At 58.3% G+C, this 19133-nt stretch carries 6 protein-coding genes and 1 pseudogene; 2 read left to right on the top strand and 5 right to left on the bottom strand.

All coding sequences use genetic code 11. The annotated features are described in order from the left end of the window. Positions 1-85: 85 nt before the first annotated feature. Positions 86-1813: a bifunctional isocitrate dehydrogenase kinase/phosphatase gene (aceK, locus tag I6L34_RS17300; protein ID WP_101531469.1), complete on the top strand. Its 1728-nt coding sequence runs from the start codon at positions 86-88 to the stop codon at positions 1811-1813. Between the two features lie 78 nt (positions 1814-1891). Here the strand turns inward: aceK and tesB are convergent, their stop codons facing one another. Then, positions 1892-2758: an acyl-CoA thioesterase II gene (gene tesB / locus I6L34_RS17295; RefSeq protein ID WP_019445657.1), complete on the bottom strand. Its 867-nt coding sequence runs from the start codon at positions 2756-2758 to the stop codon at positions 1892-1894. 190 nt (positions 2759-2948) lie between these two features. On the opposite strand from tesB, the gene I6L34_RS17290 reads away from it, so the two are divergent. Beyond that, on the top strand, positions 2949-3677 hold the full coding sequence (locus I6L34_RS17290; protein WP_216955059.1) for a transporter substrate-binding domain-containing protein: 729 nt from the start codon (positions 2949-2951) through the stop codon (positions 3675-3677). A gap of 154 nt (positions 3678-3831) precedes the next feature. On the opposite strand, the pseudogene I6L34_RS17285 reads toward I6L34_RS17290, so the two are convergent. From I6L34_RS17285 to I6L34_RS17270, 4 genes and pseudogenes are all read right to left on the bottom strand, one after another. Beyond that, positions 3832-4332: pseudogene (locus tag I6L34_RS17285) on the bottom strand (ribosomal large subunit pseudouridine synthase B); the annotation flags it as partial. A gap of 197 nt (positions 4333-4529) precedes the next feature. Then, positions 4530-5480 (bottom strand): transposase, encoded by a 951-nt coding sequence (locus I6L34_RS17280; protein ID WP_058057730.1) that lies wholly within the window; start codon positions 5478-5480, stop codon positions 4530-4532. A 457-nt stretch (positions 5481-5937) separates the two neighbouring features. After that, positions 5938-6285 (bottom strand): hypothetical protein, encoded by a 348-nt coding sequence (locus I6L34_RS17275; RefSeq protein WP_058057731.1) that lies wholly within the window; start codon positions 6283-6285, stop codon positions 5938-5940. Beyond that, positions 6285-19079: a hemagglutinin repeat-containing protein gene (locus I6L34_RS17270; RefSeq protein WP_216955058.1), complete on the bottom strand. Its 12795-nt coding sequence runs from the start codon at positions 19077-19079 to the stop codon at positions 6285-6287. The genes I6L34_RS17275 and I6L34_RS17270 overlap by 1 nt, the downstream gene beginning before the upstream one ends. Between the last annotated feature and the right edge of the window lie 54 nt (positions 19080-19133).

Below are 19133 nucleotides of genomic sequence, written 5' to 3'. Positions count from 1 at the left end.
AATGTTGCGATAGTGGCCTGACGTGTGAACAAATTACACCCAATCCTTCGCGCTATCGGCCCGACAGATCACAAGGAAGAGAGAGATGCAGCAGCCATTGGAACAGGCCGTCGCCGAGACTATCTTGCAACGCTTTGAGTCGTTTTACAGCCGGTTTCTCGAGATAACCCAGGGCAGCAAGAGCCGCTTCGAGAACAGTGACTGGCTGGGGGTGCAGCTCGCCGGGCGCGAGCGAATTCGCCTCTATGACCACCATGTGGGGGCTACCGCCAGCTCCATCCGCCAGATGATGGGGGAGCACCACGCCACCCAGGAGCTGCTCAAGCGGGTCAAGAGCGCCTTCAGCGATCTGCTGCCCCGTTGTGACAACTTCGAGGTGGCGGAGTCCTTCTTCAACTCCGTTTATCGCCGGATCTTTCGCCATCGCAATATCCGCGACGAGAACCTCTATATCCACCCCTTTGTCAGCCGTGGCGAAAAACCCGATCTGAGCGCCCTGCTGCGCATCTATCGCACCGATCTCGCCCACTTGCCACAGACGTTGAGCCAGCTTTTGGGGGATTACAGCTTCACCCTCCCCTACGAGGACAAGCAGCGGGATATTGTCGACATCCACCGCCATCTTGCCGAGAACGGCCCGCAAATCCTCCATGATGAGCCCTTTGCCATCGAGCTATTGAAAGAGGTGTTCTACCGCAACAAGGGGGCCTATCTGGTAGGGCTGATCCGGGTAAAAGATCAGGTCTTCCCCTTTATCCTGCCCCTGCTCAGCACCGGCCACAGCATCTATGTGGACACGGTGATCTTCGAGCCGGATCTCGCCTCCATCGTGTTTGGCTTTGCCCGCGCCTACTTTATGGTCTATGCCCGCGAACCGGCGCTGTTTGTCGCCTTCCTGCGCCAGATCATGCCCCACAAGCCCGATTACGAGATCTACAACGCCATCGGCTGCCAGAAGCACGGCAAGACCGAGCTCTATCGCCACTACCGCCACCATCTGGCCCAGAGTCGGGATCAGTTCATCATCGCGCCGGGCATCAAGGGGATGGTGATGAGCGTGTTTACCCTTCCCTCCTACGATGTGGTGTTCAAGGTGATAAAAGACGAGTTCACTCCCCCGAAGGATGTGAGCCACGAGCAGGTGAAGGCAAAATACCGGCTGGTAAAACAGCACGACCGGGTTGGCCGGATGGCCGATACCCAGGAGTTCACCAACTTCGAGTTTCCGCTGGATCGCATCTCGCCGGAGCTCCTTGCCGAACTCAAGACGGTGGCGCCCTCGGCACTCACCATCAGCGACGACAAGCTGGTGATCAAGCACCTCTATACCGAGCGCAAGATGATCCCCCTCAACCTCTATCTGGACAAGGCGGACGAGCAGCAGACCCGCCTCGCGCTGGAGGAGTACGGCAACGCCATCAAGCAGCTGGCGGCGGCCAACATCTTCCCGGGGGACATGCTGTTCAAGAACTTCGGCGTCACCCGCCACGGCCGGGTGGTCTTCTACGACTACGACGAGATCTGCTACATGACGGAGTGCAACTTCCGCCAGATCCCGCCGCCCCGCTACCCCGAGGATGAGTGGAGCGCCGAGCCCTGGTATTCGGTGGCCCCCAACGACATCTTCCCCGAGGAGTTCGCCACCTTCCTGCTGCAAAAGCCGCAGGTGCGCGAGATCATGTTGCAGCTGCACAAGGAGATGTTCGACGCCAACTACTGGAAGATGCTTCAGAGCAACATCAAGGTGGGGGTGTTCGAGGATGTCTATCCCTACCGGCGCAAGAAGCGCTTCAAGTACCAGCGCGGCGGCTGATCCCGCTGGCCCAGCGCGAATGGCAGCAACGAAAACGGGGTGGCCCAAGCCACCCCGTTTTGCTATCCGCTTTGCGCCTTAACTGCCGCGACGGCGGATCACCCCCTCCTGCATGGTGCTCGCCACCAGCATGCCGTCACGGGTAAAGAACTGACCGCGCACCAGACCACGACCGCTGCTGGCGCTCGGGCTGTCTACCACGTAGAGCAGCCAGTCGTCGAAGCGGAAATCCCGGTGGAACCACATGGAGTGATCGATGGTGGCCACCTGCATATCCGGCTCCCAGTAGGACACCCCGTGCGGCTGCAGCGAGGTGAGCAGGAAGTTGAAGTCGGAGGCATAGGCCAGCAGGTATTTGTGCACCCGCAGATCGTCCGGCATCTGGCCGTTGGCCTTGAACCAGACGTGGCGCACCGGATCCTGCACCGTCGGCCGAATAGGGTCGACCAGCGTCACCGGACGCATCTCGATGGGCTGCTCGCAGAGGATCTTGTCGCGCAGGGAGGCCGGGATCAGGTTCTCGTAGGGGCGCACCAGCTCAAGCTCGCTCTTGAGCTCCTCCGGCGGAGTGATGCCGGTGGGCATCTGTGCCTGATGCTCGAAACCATCGGCCGGCACCTGAAACGAGGCGTTGAGATAGAAGATGGGCTTGCCGCCCTGAATCGCCTTGACCCGGCGGGTGGAGACGGTCTGGCCGTCACGGATATTCTCCACGTCATAGACGATGGGACGGGTCACATCCCCCGGACGCAGGAAGTAGGAGTGAAAACTGTGAACCTGACGGCCGGTCTCGACCGTCTGCTTGGCAGCTGACAAGGCCTGCCCCATTACCTGTCCGCCAAACACGGCCCGCAGACCGAGATCCTGGCTCTGGCCCCGAAACAGGCCCTCCTCGATTTTTTCCAGCGCCAGCAACGCCAGCAGCTCATCAAGTACCTTGCTCATCGTTCACTCCTCTATCAGAGCCGCACAGGCTAACAAGCTCACCGGAGCAGAGCAACCGCCACAACCCCTTCCGCCCGCCAAAGGGAACGCCAGGGGACATACGCCGCGACCAACAGCACTTATCGAGTCTGTTTTTTCCCTGCCAGAACCGCTACGCTGTCAGCAATCGATAGAGGTGAGGTCACCCGCCATGCACATCCGTTATCCGGTCACGCCCTCTGCCACTTATCGCCTCCGCTCGTCCCTTCGCTTTCTTGCCACCCTGTTTGCTCTCTCGCTGCTCCCGGCCGCCACGGTGCAGAGCGCGGTGATTATCACCGGCGAATTGCCCCCCTACTCTTCAACGACGCTGGCCAATGGCGGCGAGCTGGCAAGCAAGGTGCTCACCACTCTCAAAGCGGCAGGCCACCCGGATCTGAGGGTCTCCTACCAGCCCTGGCCGAGAGGACTTAAAAACATCGAGCTGGGCAACGCCATCGCCGCCTTCCCCTTTACCTGGACCAACGAGCGCAGCAACACCCTGTTGTTCAGTACCCCCATCGCCTTCGATATCCAGTCCTGGTACACCACGCCCGACAAGAAGGGGCTGGAATCCCCACCCTGGCAGCAGAAAACCGCCTGCGTGCCCAAGGGGTGGTTCTCCGATGCTATCGAGCGGGTGACCATCGAGCAGAATCTGATAGTCAGAACCACCAACCGCCTCAACCAGTGCGTTGAGCTGCTGAAAAAGGGCAAAGTCGATCTGGTGCCCATCAACGACACCTCGAAAAAGAACCTCTCGGAGGAGGACAACGCCGCCCTCTACCGCCTCTCGTTGTTTCGCCAGAACGTCACCTTCTATCTGGTCACCGCCCGCAATGAAGAGGGAGAGATGTTTATCCGCGACTTCAACAAAGAGTGGATTACACCGGCCAACTGAGGAGTGTGAGAGCAATCATTGCCATATGACCGGAGCCAGCCGGCAGCTGGAGGTCCCCCGCTAGAGATGAAAAGGCCCGCACCAGTTGGTGCGGGCCTTTGCTTGGCCGACTGCGCGCTCTTTGACGGCGCGCAGTTCGCAACGGGTTGTCGGCTTACTTGCTACCGGTACCTGAGTTGCGGGTAGAGGCTTGCGGCTTGCGACGGGCGGTGGTGGCGCGAGCGCGCGGCTCTTTGCCCTGCATCTCTTTGTGACGCTGCACGGCGCGACGGATCTGGGCGGCCTGCTTGTGACGGCTGGTTTTGCCATCCTGCTGCAGATCGACCTTGGATTCGGTCTCCGGCGGAAGGTTGACCAGACCGCGCAGGTAGTTCACTTCCGGCAGTTTCAGCTCTTGCCAGCCGCCGCGCGGGATGCCGCGGTCCAGCTTGACGTCGCCGTAGCGGATACGCATCAGGCGGCTCACCTGCACTTCCTGGGATTCCCACAGGCGGCGCACTTCACGGTTGCGACCTTCAGTCAGGGTGACGTTGAACCACTCGTTCAGACCTTCACCGCCAGCCGGTTTGATCTTGTTGAACTTGGCGGTGCCATCTTCAAGCTGCACGCCCTTGCGCAGACGCTGCAGCATGGCTTCGGTGATCTCATAGTACAATTAGGACACCCACCTTTTGTAGCAAGCCACTATCGAACTGCTTGCAGGCATTATAAGGGTGTATGCATTCGAACTGATGCATGTAAAACTCGGCTGGCAGGAGAAATTTTCAGGTTTAGAAAGCAACGGCCCCTGCACAACCATTTACTGGACTATGTGCAATACCCGGAGCTATCAGCAGGGTAAACGCAAAGCAATCAAATCTGTGGTTGATGGCATCGCCGCTGGCCACAGTGGCGGGCAAACTGCTGGCATTGATCTCTGCCTCCCACCACTCTGATCCCTTGTCGCCTGAATAGCGCCACCTGTTTCAACCAGAGAACACCATCAAGGCCCAACCGTTCCAGAATGGGTCCAAGTTGAGCCGGAATATGACCCCGTTTGTCGGGCCGAATAGCACGGCCTGTCCAATCAACCAGCATCAGGTAGTCGGTGAAGGCACAGGGCAGTTCTTCAGGCTTCCCCTGGCTGGCAAACGGCAGTAACAGTGGTGGCAAAACCTCAGGAGCAGCAGGCTCGTCAAGGCGCTGTTTGATACTGGTGTAGTCACTCTGCTCTGGCCGATCTGCCAATGCGGCGCGTATCGGATTGAGGTCAACATACGCCATACAGGCCAATAAGGCAGATTCGGTGAGCAAAGCCTGGCTCTTGAAGCGTCCCTCCCAGAAATGGCCCTTGCAACCATCTTCCTGATTGGCCTGACGGGCCAGATTTTCATTGAGTAGCCGAATAAACCAGCTGATGGAGTGAAGCCGCTCCCGCCATTGGGCCAGCAATTGCTGCACGACTGCCAGTTCAGGCTCGCTCAACACCTCCCCCTGATACCAACGCCTGACCAACAGCGGCCACTGGAAAAGCGCCGCCCAGCGCTCAGCCACCTCCCGCTCACTCCAGTTGGCCGCAGTATCAGGGTCCACCTTGAGCACCAGATGATAGTGATTGCTCATCACCGCGTAAGCACAAATGCCGATAGCAAACAGCCGCGACAGTTGCCCCAACTTGTCGACCACCCATTGGCGTCGATGCTCGTAACTCTGGCCAGAATGGGCATCTTCCCCGCACAGAAACGCGCGCCGCACACAACGGCTGACCACATGGTAGTAAGGCGTATCCTGCAAGCTGATTTGACGTGAACGGGCAATGGTCATGGCGTATCCCTCGACAGTAACTCCTTAAGCCAAGTACAGGATTACGCCGCTGTCAAAAAGGTGGGTGTCCCAGATTATCTCGATGCTCGTAACTCTGGCCGGAGTGGGGATCCTCTCCACACAGAAAAGCTCGCCGCACACAGCGACTGACCACGTGGTAGTAAGGCGTATCCTGCAAGCTGATTTGACGTGAACGAGCAATGGTCATGGCGCATCCCTCAACGATGACCTCTCAAGTCAACAACAGCACTACGCCTCTGTCAAAAAGGTGGGTGTCCCAGATTATCCTTTTACCATATGCCCATGATGCAGACTTGAAGAGGATGGTGGTGATCAGATCACCAAGTCCTCAGTTAGTTCCATTCAAGCGGCATCGATTTGGGAAACAACGCCACGCTGCGCTAATCGAGCCGATGGCCCTGCCCCCCCCCTTTCACCTATGTCCAATTACGATTCATTAATCGAGCAAGCGGCCCTGAAGATCATATATAAATTCAACACTCAGCTTCATTCTCTCTACAGCCAGACTAATTTCACAGCCTGACCAAATGCCTATGCCAGCAGTTAGTTCATTGGTGATAAAATATTTTCTAAGTTCCACCAATAATTCTGTCAAATCTCCCACGGCGCGACCATCAGGATCAAACCAGTTTAGCTTACCTGTATCATCAATATAATCAAACTCGTATTTACCTCCATCACCTTCAGGAAAAACCTCTGCTCTGACAACTATTGTTTTCGCATCTAATGGCCCCGCGTCGACTAAGAGCTGCCCAATTTTTTGATATATTTCTTGATCTGTCATTAGATACCACCTGGAGAGTTTTTAAAATCAATAATTGCTGGACGATCACCACCAATAGAGTATCTTACAGTAAATCTATCTGGTCGCACAGAGGAACCGTTGTAGATAGGCTCTATCTTAACACTAACAGACTTCCCTTCTTTAAGAGCAGATGCCCAAGCATTCTCCATCTTCTTCCAGGCCCCTTTATTCAAATTGGCATTCATAGGGAGTAAATTCAGGCGCTCACCAGGGCCATTAAATACACTTGCAATTAAGTGCCCGCCTTCATCACCACTAATACCACATTTTCCTGTAACACATTGCTGATAAGTATTTCGGTCATTTTTAGTCAGCGAGAGACTGGATTCAACTTTTTCAACACGCCCAAGGCTATCTGTTTGATAAACCTTGTTACCATCAACCTTATAAATTGTATTCGGTTCTGGTTTATTGAGTTCCTTCGTCCATGAGCCTTTTCCGCCAGAGCGCACCTCTACTTCACGCAATACCTGACCAGCACCTTTTTCACCAGCAGTTAACAGCTTACTACCAGTCTCTTTCGAAACAACAGTGACAACCGGATCACCACCTTTAATTAAACCAGTACCTTTCGCCGGAACAAGTGCACCGGCCAAGACACCCGCCAAATTTTCCAAGGCGACCTGATCGCCCTGCGCCGCTTTTCCTACTGTACCTTTTACTGCAGCCCATGCATCACCGCTCATGACCGCATTCATCGCATCCGAGGCTGCTTGATTTTTCTTGCCAAGGTCACTTTTTGCCTGGTTGCAATAAGCTTCACCCAAACTACAGGTGACCAATGCAGCTGCAACGTCAAACGCTGAGTCTGCCGCCAGTAACCCTGTATCGCCTACTTCAGCTAATGCATTCAACACGCCATTCGTGATCTGTGATGAGGTATTTTCACCTAGCGTGTCTCTGACCCGCTGTTTCCACCACTCATTACTTCCTTTCAGAGATTCACGCGCTTTATCTCCTGCTAGTGAATTATTCTCCACCACCGTCTTGCCGGTCTGGGCTCCGGCCAAGGCGCTGGCGGTGCTGTCTCCGGTCAGCCCACCGGATAATCCGGCAGCTAAGGTAGCCAAGGTAGAGACGGTCTCCTTCTCCCCCTCTGTCAGCTGGCTGGCATCTTTGTGGTAAAGTTGGGTGGCCATCATGCCCACCAGTTCGCCAGTGGCGGCGCCGGTTGCACCGACCATGGCATTTTTGTTCTGGGCGGCGGCCAACGCTCCTTGTACCAGCGCGTGGGCCATCACCCGGGACGGGCCGTCATCAGTTTGCTGTTTGACCATTTGTGCAAGGTAGGGTGCCGCAGCCCCTGCGGCGGCCTGAGTCAGGTCGCCCCCCGCCAAGCCTTGCAGTGCAGCGGTCGCGGCCTGCATGCCACGCTGGAAGTTGCTGCCTATCCCCCATTTTTCCTGCAGCGCCTTGTACTCTTTGCTGTTGGCGTACTCGGGGTCATCCTTGGCCTTCTGATTGGCTTTATCCAGATGATGGCTTACCACCATCTGGGTCGCCTGCTGCCCCACCTCGCCGATAAGCTGAGCCTCTTGCATCCGCTCGAGCTCTTTTTGCTTGTCGAAGATAGGAGAGAGACCGTTGGCCGCCTGGGTCGGGTCCCGGTGCAGGGTCACCAGATCCTGCTGCTGAGCCTTGCCGTCGCGGATATCTATGGTCCCGCCACTGATCGAGGCAAAGGAGGTCGAACTGGCGCTGCCACTGCTGTTGCTACCACCGAGCGACCCCATGGCTGCAATGCTGGAAAAACCCTTGGTGCTATCACCACTGCCACTGATCCCCACGCTCTGGCTTTCGACCTTGTAGTCGGCACGGTTGACCAGATCACTCCAGCCCAGCGTGCCGGTCGAGAGCCGGTTTTTGCTCTCGTTATCACTGCCAGCCAGCACAGCGCCGTTGAGCTGGGTGTGTTCACCCACCTGGATGGCGAAACCCTGCTTACCGGCGAAGATGCCGGTCTGCTCCATCACGCTCTCAAAGTCGCTGCGTATCTTCTGACGGCTGGCGTTGATATAGCCGGACCCCGTCATGGAACCAATTGTGAAGCTGCCACCGGCGGCGATGCTGCTCTGCTTGCTCTGGTAGTGGTCGTTATCCTGCTGGCTAGTCAGGGTCAGGTTGCGGCCGATATCGGCCGTTACCTTGTCACCACTTACCTGCGCGCCCAGCAGGGTGGCGTCCCTCCCTGATTTGAGTGTCAGGGTATCGCTGGCAGTGATACTGGTTTCGGTATAACGATCAGAATCCCCGTTTTCCTTGCCCTTGGCTGCATTCATGTTGGCGAAGATGCTGATCCCCGCACTCCCCTGGGTGAACCCGAAGCTGATACCGGCATTCCAGCCACTGCTGCTGTTGCTGCCTCTGGTATCGCTGCTGTTGACTGCTGATTGCAGCACCAGATCGCGCGTGGCACCCAGTGTCACGCTTTGCCCCTTGATACTGCTGCCGACCATGACCAGATCGCCGGTACTGTTGTCGGCATCTCCCCTGGCCACTACGGTCGCATCCCCACCAGCATTGAGCTCCGAGGTCAGCGCATTGGTTTCGCTACTCTGGTTATTGGATTGGCTGCGCTGGCTTCCCACCGAGATAGCAATCCCGACAAAGGAGGGGTCGGGCACACCGCCCGCATCAGCCATTGCCTGCATACCCTGCCAGGCCTGATAACCATTCATGGCAGCCTTGGTTCCCTGCAAGGCGACCAGTCGATCGTTGCTGCTCTCCTTGCTGGCCTTGACGGTGTCATAGGCACTCTGTACTGCCGTGACGGCGCCACCGGTCAAGGCCACTGTGAGCCCGCCGCTCTTGCTCTGGAACTCCTCCTTGCGGGTGACCTGCTGCTCGGACGAGGCAATGGTGACATTTTTGCCCACCAGCAGCAGATCCTTGCCAGCAATGATGTCGCTGCCGCTAACCTGCAGCCGGTTGCCAGCTTGCAGCGTGACATCCCCTTGCACACTGCCAACGGTTGACCCCTCTCTAATCAGCGTGGTGCCCACCATGTCGCTGCTCTGCTGTTGCTTGCCGATGGTAAAGCCCATCCCGCCACTGCCCATCAGGCCAGAGCGCTTGGTTTCACGGAAATGGAGCTCGCGATTGAGCAGATCCACGGTATCAATGTTCAGGTCACGCCCAGCCAGCAGTGTTGCACCGAGATCCCCGACTACGTTGCTACCCTTGACTGCCAGATCCTGTTGCGCCTTGAGAAACACATACTGGCCTCCCAACTCGGTCGCCTGAGCCATGTGCTGCTCGCTGATATCGTGGGTAGTGGTGGTCTTCTTGCTAAAAGCCTTCTTCTTGCTCTCCCTGGTGTAGGATTCGCGATAATCCATCGCATCACCGGCTTCAAGCAGCAGATCGCGACCAGCCGTCACAGCGAGCTCACCTTCTGCCTGAACCTTGGCCGCACGCATCGCGATATCGCTGACCGCGCCCAGGGCGATGTTATCGGCACTCAGATTGACCCCAACCTCCTCACGCTGACGGGCACTATCGTAACCGTTACGGCGGGTGGTGTACTGGCTGGCTTCGTTATTGGCGGTCTTGAGCATGAGCTCATTGCCGGCAGTCAGAGAAGCATCCCCTTTTGCAGTTAGAGAAGAGGCCGAGATAGTGAGATCCCGATCTGCCGACAGGCGCAGAGCCCGGCCTGCATCAAGGGAGCTCATCAACTGCTCGACTCGGGAGAACCGGCTATTGCCCTCTTCCCATTTGCGTCTATCTTCCAGACTGCCAATGCTGATATCCCGCCCTGCATTGAGGGTTATATCCAGCCCAGCCAGCAGGTTACTGGCCGACAGCGAAATATCCTGCCCTGCCTGCAACATCAGGTTACCAGCCGATTCAATGCGGGCTATATCGCCGATATCGGTGCGGCTAGAGCGGGTCTGATCGCTCAATACATCGGAGAGAATGCCGTTGACATCCACATGACGCTGGGCCGTCCGGGTTTCATTGCGCACCGAGCCATCCAGCGATGCAATGGCGATCTCCCCACCCTTGATAAGGCTCTGATTGAGGATATCCCCCTTGGCGAGCAGCTCAAGCCGACCGCCAGCCTGGATCTGGCCCTGGTTGACCAAGGTAGTGCCGCTCTTGAGCGAGAGTGTGCCATCGGCCAACAGAGTGCCGCTGTTGTTGATGCCACCAGCAGTGAGATCGATATTGGCAGCCGTAATTACGCTACCTGAGAGATGGCGCTTGTCGGCCTCGGTCAGATAGAGCTTGGGCGCTAGCACAATCTGGCCGTTGAACCAGACCGGCTCCCACCACACCATGCTGCGGCCAAGCTGGGCAACCTGAGCGGCACTTAACGTTACCCCCGGGGTCAGACCCAGATCACGGCGGTTTTGCGCAGCGTTATCAATCAGCCAGCGCATCTGGGCCAAATCCGAGCCCATCTCACCATTGATAAAACGACGGCCCGTTTGCGCCAGCACTGCATCGCGGATAACGCGGGTATCAAACGCGGCATCACCGAGCAGCTTGATATCTTTTTCCGGCGCAAAATTTACCTGCCCGAAGAAGTAACTGGAGCCGAGGAATTTGTCGACCTGGGTCAGAGTCGGGCTGGTTTCAATCTGTGGCTGGGTCGCCAGCGCAGGCACCGTTTGCAGGCCGGTTTGAACCGGGCCAGGCGCCGTTACCGTCACAGCGGTGACCAATGGTGCTTGCCATCCCGGTTGCAAGCTCTGTTGCCACTGACCTGCTGTGGTGACATGACCACTGTTTGACGGTGTCATTCCGCTTGGCAACTGCAGATCAGGGGCGTTGATCCCACCACTTGTACGGCCCGGCAGCGTCCAGTCCGTTCCATGATCTTTAACCTGAGCAACGCCACCACTGCCTGAAACCGCCTCGAAGGAGAGCGGTCCAGCCCCCTGCAACTGCTGCTGAAGCGCAGCATCAATGCGATCCATCATACCGTTACCGGCCTGACCCAGATTGGCCAGCAGCGGGTTGACTTCAATCAGGTAGGGGCTGTCGCTATTACCGTTAATGGTAAAGAGCCCCTTGTCGCCGCTGGGCAACTGGAAGTCAGGCAAGGGCACGCCGTTGTCCGGGCCGACGGGTTTTAGCTGCTGCGCCAAGTATTGGGCATCGCCCTGTAAACCGGGGGCGGCACCCGCACCCTGTGCCTGCGGCAAGGAGATGGAGGGGCGTTGGGTGGTGCTGCTGACCGTTCCGGCATGGGCTTTGATGGTGACGTTATCGATCATCCCGGCAACGGTACCGGTTAGATTACCGCCAGCAGATATAAGACTATTAAATGCTCGACCTACTTGAACAGGAATTTCCTCCACAGCGTAAAGAATATACTCTTCTTTTTTTATTATATTATTATAATACGCCCCACGTGGATCGTAATAGATATAATCCGTAGTGCGTCGATAAGTTGCCTCTATTGAGAAATCACCTTCAATCACTGATACATTCGATATCCCATGGGTATCAATACGAATATCTGCGGAGGAAAATATATTAGAAGCATCATTCAAAATACGACCGGAAGATATATAAATATTCGAATCAGACATTATTTGACTTGCTTCTGAAAAATCACCAACCTTGACCGACTTGCCAGCAAGCGTTAACTTCTCCTGCGTAGGAAAATCGATACCACTCCTCACAATATCAGAGTGGTCTCCCCCTCGAGGAATTACTTTATACCATGACTTACCAGTAACGGCATGGGTTTTAGGTATATTTTCTTCTCCTGAACCAGTCTTATAAACAACAAAATGGTGACGTTTATTTAAGAGCGAGTCAGAAAATATATTTAAATCTCCATTTTTAGTGTTCATCACTCCTGATGCATTAACTAACTCTCCATGATTTACTCGCAGAGTAGCCCCTTGCTCCGCTAGGATAGTGCCGAACTCATTGGTCATACTACTATTTGCGGTGAGCATTTGGCTGCCGCCGCTATATACAGTCCCGCCATTAAACAGCGACTCACCCTGCCACCCCAGGTCACCCTGGCTGGCCAGCATACCGGTGTTGCGCAACTCACCCTGCGTATTGAGCGTCAGCCCTTGCCCACTCTGCACGCTGCCGCCATTGTCCAGCCGCTGGACACCCAACTGCATGACACCGTTGCTCACCAGAGCCCCGCTATTGATTAGCTGGCCGGTGACGCCCGCATTGAAACGCTGCCCAGCCCCCCACTGTCCCTGATGTTGCCAGTCTCCTTGCACCTGCAGGTCCAACGACCCCTTGGCGCTGAGGATGCCCTGGCTGGTCAGCGATGACCCCACCTTGAGTGCCAGGTCCCCGCCAGAGAGCCATTCACCGATGCCCGTTACCCGACCCGCATCCAGCGTCGCCTTCTGCCCCGCTAGAATCTTGCCCGGTGCATATAGTTCGCCGCTGCGCAGGGTCAGCTGTTGTCCAAACAGGGTGCCGCTGTTGGCCAGCCGCGCCAGTGGCGAGGCCTCCAGTAAATTGGCACTGATGAGACCACTGTTGTCTAGCTGGCTGCCCTTGAGTAAGAGTTGGCCGGCCGAGGAGAGCTCACCGGCGTTGGTCAGCGTTGTGGCAGTGATGTCCCCCACATGCTGACCGCGCAGAACGGCCCCCTGGCTGTTATCCAGTTGCCGGGTCGTCAGGTTCAGCGTGCCGCCCTGTACCCGCCCCCGGTTGAGCAGGGTGTCATGGGTCAGTGTCAGGGTATTGCCCAGCAAGGCACCACGGTTGTCGAGCTGGCGACTGCTGATGGTGAGGCCATCCCCCTGCAGGGTACCCCGGTTATCCAGCCGCGCACCGCTGATGCTGCCCTGGCCGGTCACCAAGATCACCCCATCATTTTGCAGCGCACCGCCGCTTTGCAGACGAGTCGTTTCAATACGGCCCTGCTGCTCGATGAGAGCGGCATTCATGGCCAGTTCGCCGCCGCTCAGCAAGTTGCCGAGCTGGCTTATCAGGGTATTGGCACTAAGCGCCACGTTGCCTTTGGCGGCTAGGGTCCCCTTGAGGGTGAGCGCGGGCGCCGAGAGGGTTGCATTGCCATCAGCCTGTACAGTACCTGCAAGGGTCGCCCCCTCGGTCAGCTCGGCGTTCAGCCCCCCGTTTGCCCGGGTCTTGCCACCTTGTTGCCAATAGCCGCTGCGCAAGCGCAGGTCACCGCCAGCCAGCAAGTCACCCTGCTGCTCGAACCGTGAGCCCTTGAGGTTCATGCCACGCGCCGACTGCCACAACCCTTGTTGCGTCAGGGTAGCGCCATCAAGAGACAGTGCTCCGCCAGACACTAGCTGGCTGTCCGCCTGACTGGTCAATGCCCCCCGACTGGTAAGCGTCAGGTTGCCGCCACTCACCAGCGAGCCCCCCAGCGTCATGGTATCGGCCTGAATGTCTGCCTCACCACGAATTCGCCACGGACCGGCCAGTTGCAGCTGGCCGGTACGTAGCTCAAGTGCGCCGCCACTGCCGACGCCACCGCTTCCCTGCCAGCTGGCACTGCGCAGCACAACCTGATTGCCTTGCAGTTGGCCATGGTGCTGCACCGCATCACGGGCATTGACCGCCAGGTCGCCACGGCTGGTCAGCTTGCCGCGACTGGTCAGTGTGCCGGAGTCCAGCAACACCCGCTCCCCTTGCAGGTCACCGTCCAGGGTGACGGACTCACCCTGCAGCGTCAGCGCGCCATTGGTCACGGCACTGCCGCTGTGCGCCAAATTCGCGCCTTGCCAGCTCAGATCCCCCGCCGATGAGAGTGTCCCCTGGCTGGTCAATGTGCCCGCATGGAGTTGCAACTGGCCATTGCTGGCTGTGGTGCTGCCACTGCCCAGCGTGGCTTCGTTGGTATTCAGAACAAGGTCTTTATTGGCCAACAGCTTGCCGCTGCTGCTCAGCTGGGGAGCGTTGATGGTAAGGTCAGCACCGGCAAGCAACGTTCCGCTGTTATCCAGTGCATCCAGTGTCAATGTCTGGCCCAGGCCGCTGACCCACTGACCGCTGTTGAGTAGCCGGTTGGCCGTCAAGGTGATGCCCTGGTCCGATTGCCAGTGGCCCCGGTTCGTCAGGGTGCCAGTCTTCAGGTTCAGTGCGTCCTTGCTGACCAGCGCACCACCGTTGTCAATGTGTGCCGCCGTCAACGTTATCGCTTGCGCCGACACCTTACCATCATTGCGCAGGGTATCGGCGACCTGCAGTGACAGTGAGCTACCGCTGGCCAATATCCCCTGTTGTGACAACAGGGTGGCTTCGATGCGCTGGGCCCCTCCCGCTACCGCACTGCCCTGCAGCGTCATCTGGCCAGCCGTCAGCTGTTGCCCTGTTTTGGCCAACAATTGACTCTGCTGGCCGGTAGTGAGGGTGGTCGCCGTCACCTGCTGATGGTCCCCTTTGAGGGTGCCATCCAGCGTCACTTGTTCACCACTCAAGGTGACATCTCGCGCGGCCACCGTGCCCGACATCACCAGCGTTTTGCCGCGCCACTGCAGTTGGTCGGCAGCCAGGTTGCCGGCCAGCGCTGCCTGCTCCGCCGTCACAACGAGCTCACCGTCGGCCTGGGTCAGGCCATTCAGATTCAGAAGTGAGGCCCCCAACTGCATGGGACCATTACTCAGCATGTCACCCTGCGAGTTCAGGGTCGCCGCCGCTAGGTTTATCCCCTCCTTGCCAACCAATACACCGCGGTTGTCCAGACGGGTGGCCGCCTTCATGGTCAATTGACGGGTACCCACATCCCCGCTGTTGAGCAAGGTATCGCCCGTCAGCGTGGCATGCCCGGCCAACAGCGCGCCCAGATTGCGCCACTGCCCCCCCAGCCAGTTAAACTCACCGCTGCTCTCCATCCGGCTTCGGTTTTCAAGCTCATTCACGGTCAAATCAAGACCGGCGGCCCGCAAGGTGCCGCTGTTAACCAGCTTACTCCCTTTCACCTGCAAGGCACCGTCACCCAGCCACTGACCTTGCTGGGTTATCTCGTCAACCATCAGGGTTTGGCTGCCATTACCCAGCCAGCTCCCTTGTTGTAACAAGCGCTGGCCAGTCAGGTTCAACGGTCCCGCGGCAACCAGGGTGGCACCCTGCTCGTTGTGCCACTCTGTCACCTTAAAATTGGCTGCCTGTTCGCTGGCCAGCCGCCCCTTGTTGGTGAGCGCATCAGCTTGCAATTGCCATTGCCCCGCTTGCCAGTCACCAGCCAACGTCAGTTGTTTACCGGTACTTTGCAGCAACCCGCCAACCCGCCAGACGCCAGCAAGCTGCTGCGTATCCCCCAGCAGGGTAAGGGCACCACCGATGTTTGCATTGCCACCCAGCGCCAGCAGTTTTGCCCCCAGCTGGACCTCCCCCTGACTGACCAAACGCCCGGTCAAGGTGGCTTCTTCCGCCTGCAGCGTAATACCCTGTTTACCCTGCAATAGTCCGCCGTTTTGCAGCGCTTTGGTCGTCAGAGAAAGAGTCTTGCCTGCCAAGTTGCCCTGATTGTTGAGGCGTTCCGTGGCGTTGAGTTGGTGGTCGCCTCCGGCGATGACCGTGCCCTCGTTATCAAGCGTACGCCCTGTCAGCGCGAGGTTCTCCCCCGCTTGCAGCCACCCCTGATTGGCCAGAGTATCGCTCTGCCAGTTGAGCTGTTGACCTATCAAATGCTGGCCACGACTGCCTCCCACTTGACTATGCAGCTGCGCCGCCTTCGCCTGGGTAGTACCATCCAGTTGTAGCTTGGTCGCATCGATACGCAGCTCCTGAGCGGCATTCATGGCCCCCTGTTGCTGGTACGCCTTGGCCACCACGGCCACATCCCCTTTGGCTGCCACATCCCCAGCCAGGGTGATGTCATCACCGCTGAGGCTCAACACGCCACCGGCGCGCAGGGCGCCGCCAGCCTCCTGAGTCAGCTTATCGCCACGCCAGACCAGCGCATTGTCGGTGCTCAATTCGCCACGCTGTTGCCAGTTGACTGCCGCAATATCAGCCTGGCTTGCCAGCAGCTTGCCACTGCTGGCAAGCGTCTTGGCATCCAGCTTGAGCTGCTTGCCGACGTCCAGCTCTCCGCTCACTGCGGCCTGCTCGGCCTGCAGTTGCAGGTCGCCACCAACATGCTGCCCCCCGGACAACGTCAACAAGGTCGCCCCCAGCGCCAGGTCAGTCCCGGTGCGCAGCTCGCCCCCCAGTTGTAATTCGTCGGCCGTTATCTGCGCGGATGACTTGCTTTCCAGCGCCCCCTTCAACAGCAGGCGGGCCCCCGTTACCGCCACTTCATTGGCAAACAGGCCACCCGTGCTGTTCAGTTCGGCAAAAGTGAGCGCCAGCTTGCCGGCTGTCACAGCCGTGCCATTGTGGGTCAACCGCTCCCCGCTCAAATTCAGGGCCTGGCCGGCCTGCAGCCAGCCATTGCCATCCATCTGTTTGCTGTGCCAGTTCAGCGTATCGGTGGCCAAGATGCGCCCCTGCTGGGTCGCACGCTCACTGGTCAGGTTAATCGAGCCCCCTTGCACCAGCCCGGCCAACGCCAGTTCATCGGCATCGACCTTCATCACCTGGCCACTGGCAAGCTGACCATGTTGTGTCACCTGCTTGCCCTTGATGACCGTATTCTGGCCCGCACCAACCGTACCACCCAGTGCCAGCTGGTCGCCGTTCAGACTCACGTCATGGTTGGCCAGCAGCTCGCTCACACTCCCCGTCGCAAGCCGTTGCCCTTCCCACGCAATACCTTCCCTACTGTGCAGCTTGCCTTCGCTCGTTGCCTCTTTGACCGCCAGCACCAGCGACTGCGCCTTCAGCACGCCATCGAAGTTGCCTCTCTCGGCCGTCACCTCGGCCTTGCCACCGACCAGACTCTGGCCGCTCAACTGCAGCAATCGGCTGCCCAGCTCCAGTTCACCGTCGGTCAGTTGCTGCCCCGTCAGAGCCAGCTCATCCCCTGTCAGGCTCAACCGGGAGACCCCAAGCAAGGTACCGCTGCTGCGCAGCTGGCGACCGGCCAGCGTCGCCAGCTGACTGGCAATACGCCCTTCGTTGTCGAGGGTGTCTGCCTGCAACGTCAGGCTGTCGCCTCCCGCCAGAGTGCCTTGGTTCTGCAACGCATCCCCCTTGAGCACCAGTTGTTTATCCCCTTGCAGAGTGCCGCTGTTGGCCAGTCGGCTACCCTGCCAGTTTAGGGTCTGCCCTGCCTGCACCTCACCCCGGTTGGTCAGCACACCCGCCTGCAACTGCACCGCGTTGCCCTTCACCTTGCCCGCCACGGTCAGCTCATTAGCGTTAATATCCAGCGTCGGAGCACCAAGGTCCCCCCCCAGGCTCACCTGCTGCGCCTGCAGCTGGATGCGCTGACCTGCGTGACTTTTGCCCTGCTCTCCCTGCTCCCATCGTGTACCGGCTTGTATCGCCAGGTTGTTGCCCGCACTCAGCTCGCCGGCGTTATAGCCTCGCTCCTCGAGCACGACGCTCATCGCTTGCCCACTCTTCAACGTTCCCTGGTTATCCAGCGTCGTCGCATCGATAGTCAGATTCTGTGCTGCCCGGGTCGTGCCCTCATGACGCAGCGCACTCGCTGCCAACTTCACCGAAGAGCCCTGTACCTGGCCCGCCTGGCGCAATTGTTCAGCCTGCAGTGTCACATCCTTTGCCGTAAGTGCCGACTGGGTATCCAACTGTTGCGCCGTGGCATGGAGCGTCTCACCCTGCAACTCGCCTTCTCGCACCACCAGCGCATCGTTCGCCTGCAGCGCCAAGGTGCCACCACTGCTGACCTTGGTTTGCTGCAACTGCTGTGCACGCGCCTTCAACGTGGCATCGCCTTTTGCCGCGATATCGGCATCTTGAGCCGTCAACTCACTGCCAGCAGCCAACTTCACTGCACCGCCGCTGTGGATCGTCCCCGTGGCCGCCAGATCACCCTGACTGCTGACCTGCAGGTTGCCAGCACTGCTGCTGTCACGTAACCGCACGCGGCCATTGGCATCAAGGGTCAAATCCCCTTGTTTGGCCACCACGTTGGCCAGATTGACCCCCACCCCCTGCTCGGTCGAAACCAGCCGGATTTTGCCCGCGTACATGCCGCCCAGAGCGGCGGTGTCGATGGCCACTTCCGGAGCCGGGCCATTGCCAGCCTGAGCAACGATTTCCCCAGTCTGGCGGTCAACCTTGTTGGCACCCGCCACCACATTGACGGTCTGGCCATGCAGTGCGCCATTAAGCTGGACGGCGCGCGCCACCAAGTCGACCGATGCCTGTCTGGTCGCATCCAGTCCCTTGCCACCGACGGTCAGGGTGCCCTGTTTCACATCGAGTGCCTGCAACTGGCCTTGTACATCCAGCACCGGCTTGCCGGTCGAGAGCGTCACATTGGGGGTATTGATGAAACCGCAGCCATCACAGGTGAGGCCATTGGGGTTGGCCACCACCACACCAGCCTGCTGACCAGCCACTTCCAGATAGCCTTGCAACTGCGACGGGTTGGCACCCACCACTTCGTTGATGATGAGATTGGCTGCTAGGCCTTCGAGGTGGGGGTTGTTTTGAATAAGCCCACCCAGCTGGGTCTGGGTCAGCTGTCCAGTGGCATTATTGAGGATGACGCCAGCCTGGCCAACGTTGAAATCCTGATAGAGGTTGTGCGATAACCCGGCGCCGTTGGGCGTAGCAATGTCGACGATGGGCACACCGTTACCGGCCTGATTGAGGGTGGTGTTGCCAGTCGCCACCGCAATACCTTCAGCAAATGCCGGGTGGGCCGGTTGCAGTGCCAACAATGCACATAGCTGATACACCACGGCCCGACATACCAGAGAAAACCGCGGTTCACCTTGCTTCTTCATTGCGCTTGCATCCATCTCAACCATCTTCAATCGTCCATTCACGTCTTGATTGCC

It is taken from the genome of Aeromonas sp. FDAARGOS 1404 (assembly GCF_019047085.1).
In the GTDB taxonomy this organism is placed as follows: domain Bacteria; phylum Pseudomonadota; class Gammaproteobacteria; order Enterobacterales; family Aeromonadaceae; genus Aeromonas; species Aeromonas veronii.
This window is presented reverse-complemented; position numbering and strand designations above follow the sequence as displayed.

Excerpts from the sequence above, each read along its gene's own strand:
- I6L34_RS17275 (WP_058057731.1), bottom strand. The coding sequence starts at position 6,285 with ATGACAGATCAAGAAATATATCAAAAAATTGGGCAGCTCTTAGTCGAC.
- I6L34_RS17290 (WP_216955059.1), top strand. The coding sequence starts at position 2,949 with ATGCACATCCGTTATCCGGTCACGCCCTCTGCCACTTATCGCCTCCGC.
- aceK (WP_101531469.1), top strand. The coding sequence starts at position 86 with ATGCAGCAGCCATTGGAACAGGCCGTCGCCGAGACTATCTTGCAACGC.
- I6L34_RS17270 (WP_216955058.1), bottom strand. The coding sequence starts at position 19,079 with ATGAAGAAGCAAGGTGAACCGCGGTTTTCTCTGGTATGTCGGGCCGTG.
- I6L34_RS17280 (WP_058057730.1), bottom strand. The coding sequence starts at position 5,480 with ATGACCATTGCCCGTTCACGTCAAATCAGCTTGCAGGATACGCCTTAC.
- tesB (WP_019445657.1), bottom strand. The coding sequence starts at position 2,758 with ATGAGCAAGGTACTTGATGAGCTGCTGGCGTTGCTGGCGCTGGAAAAA.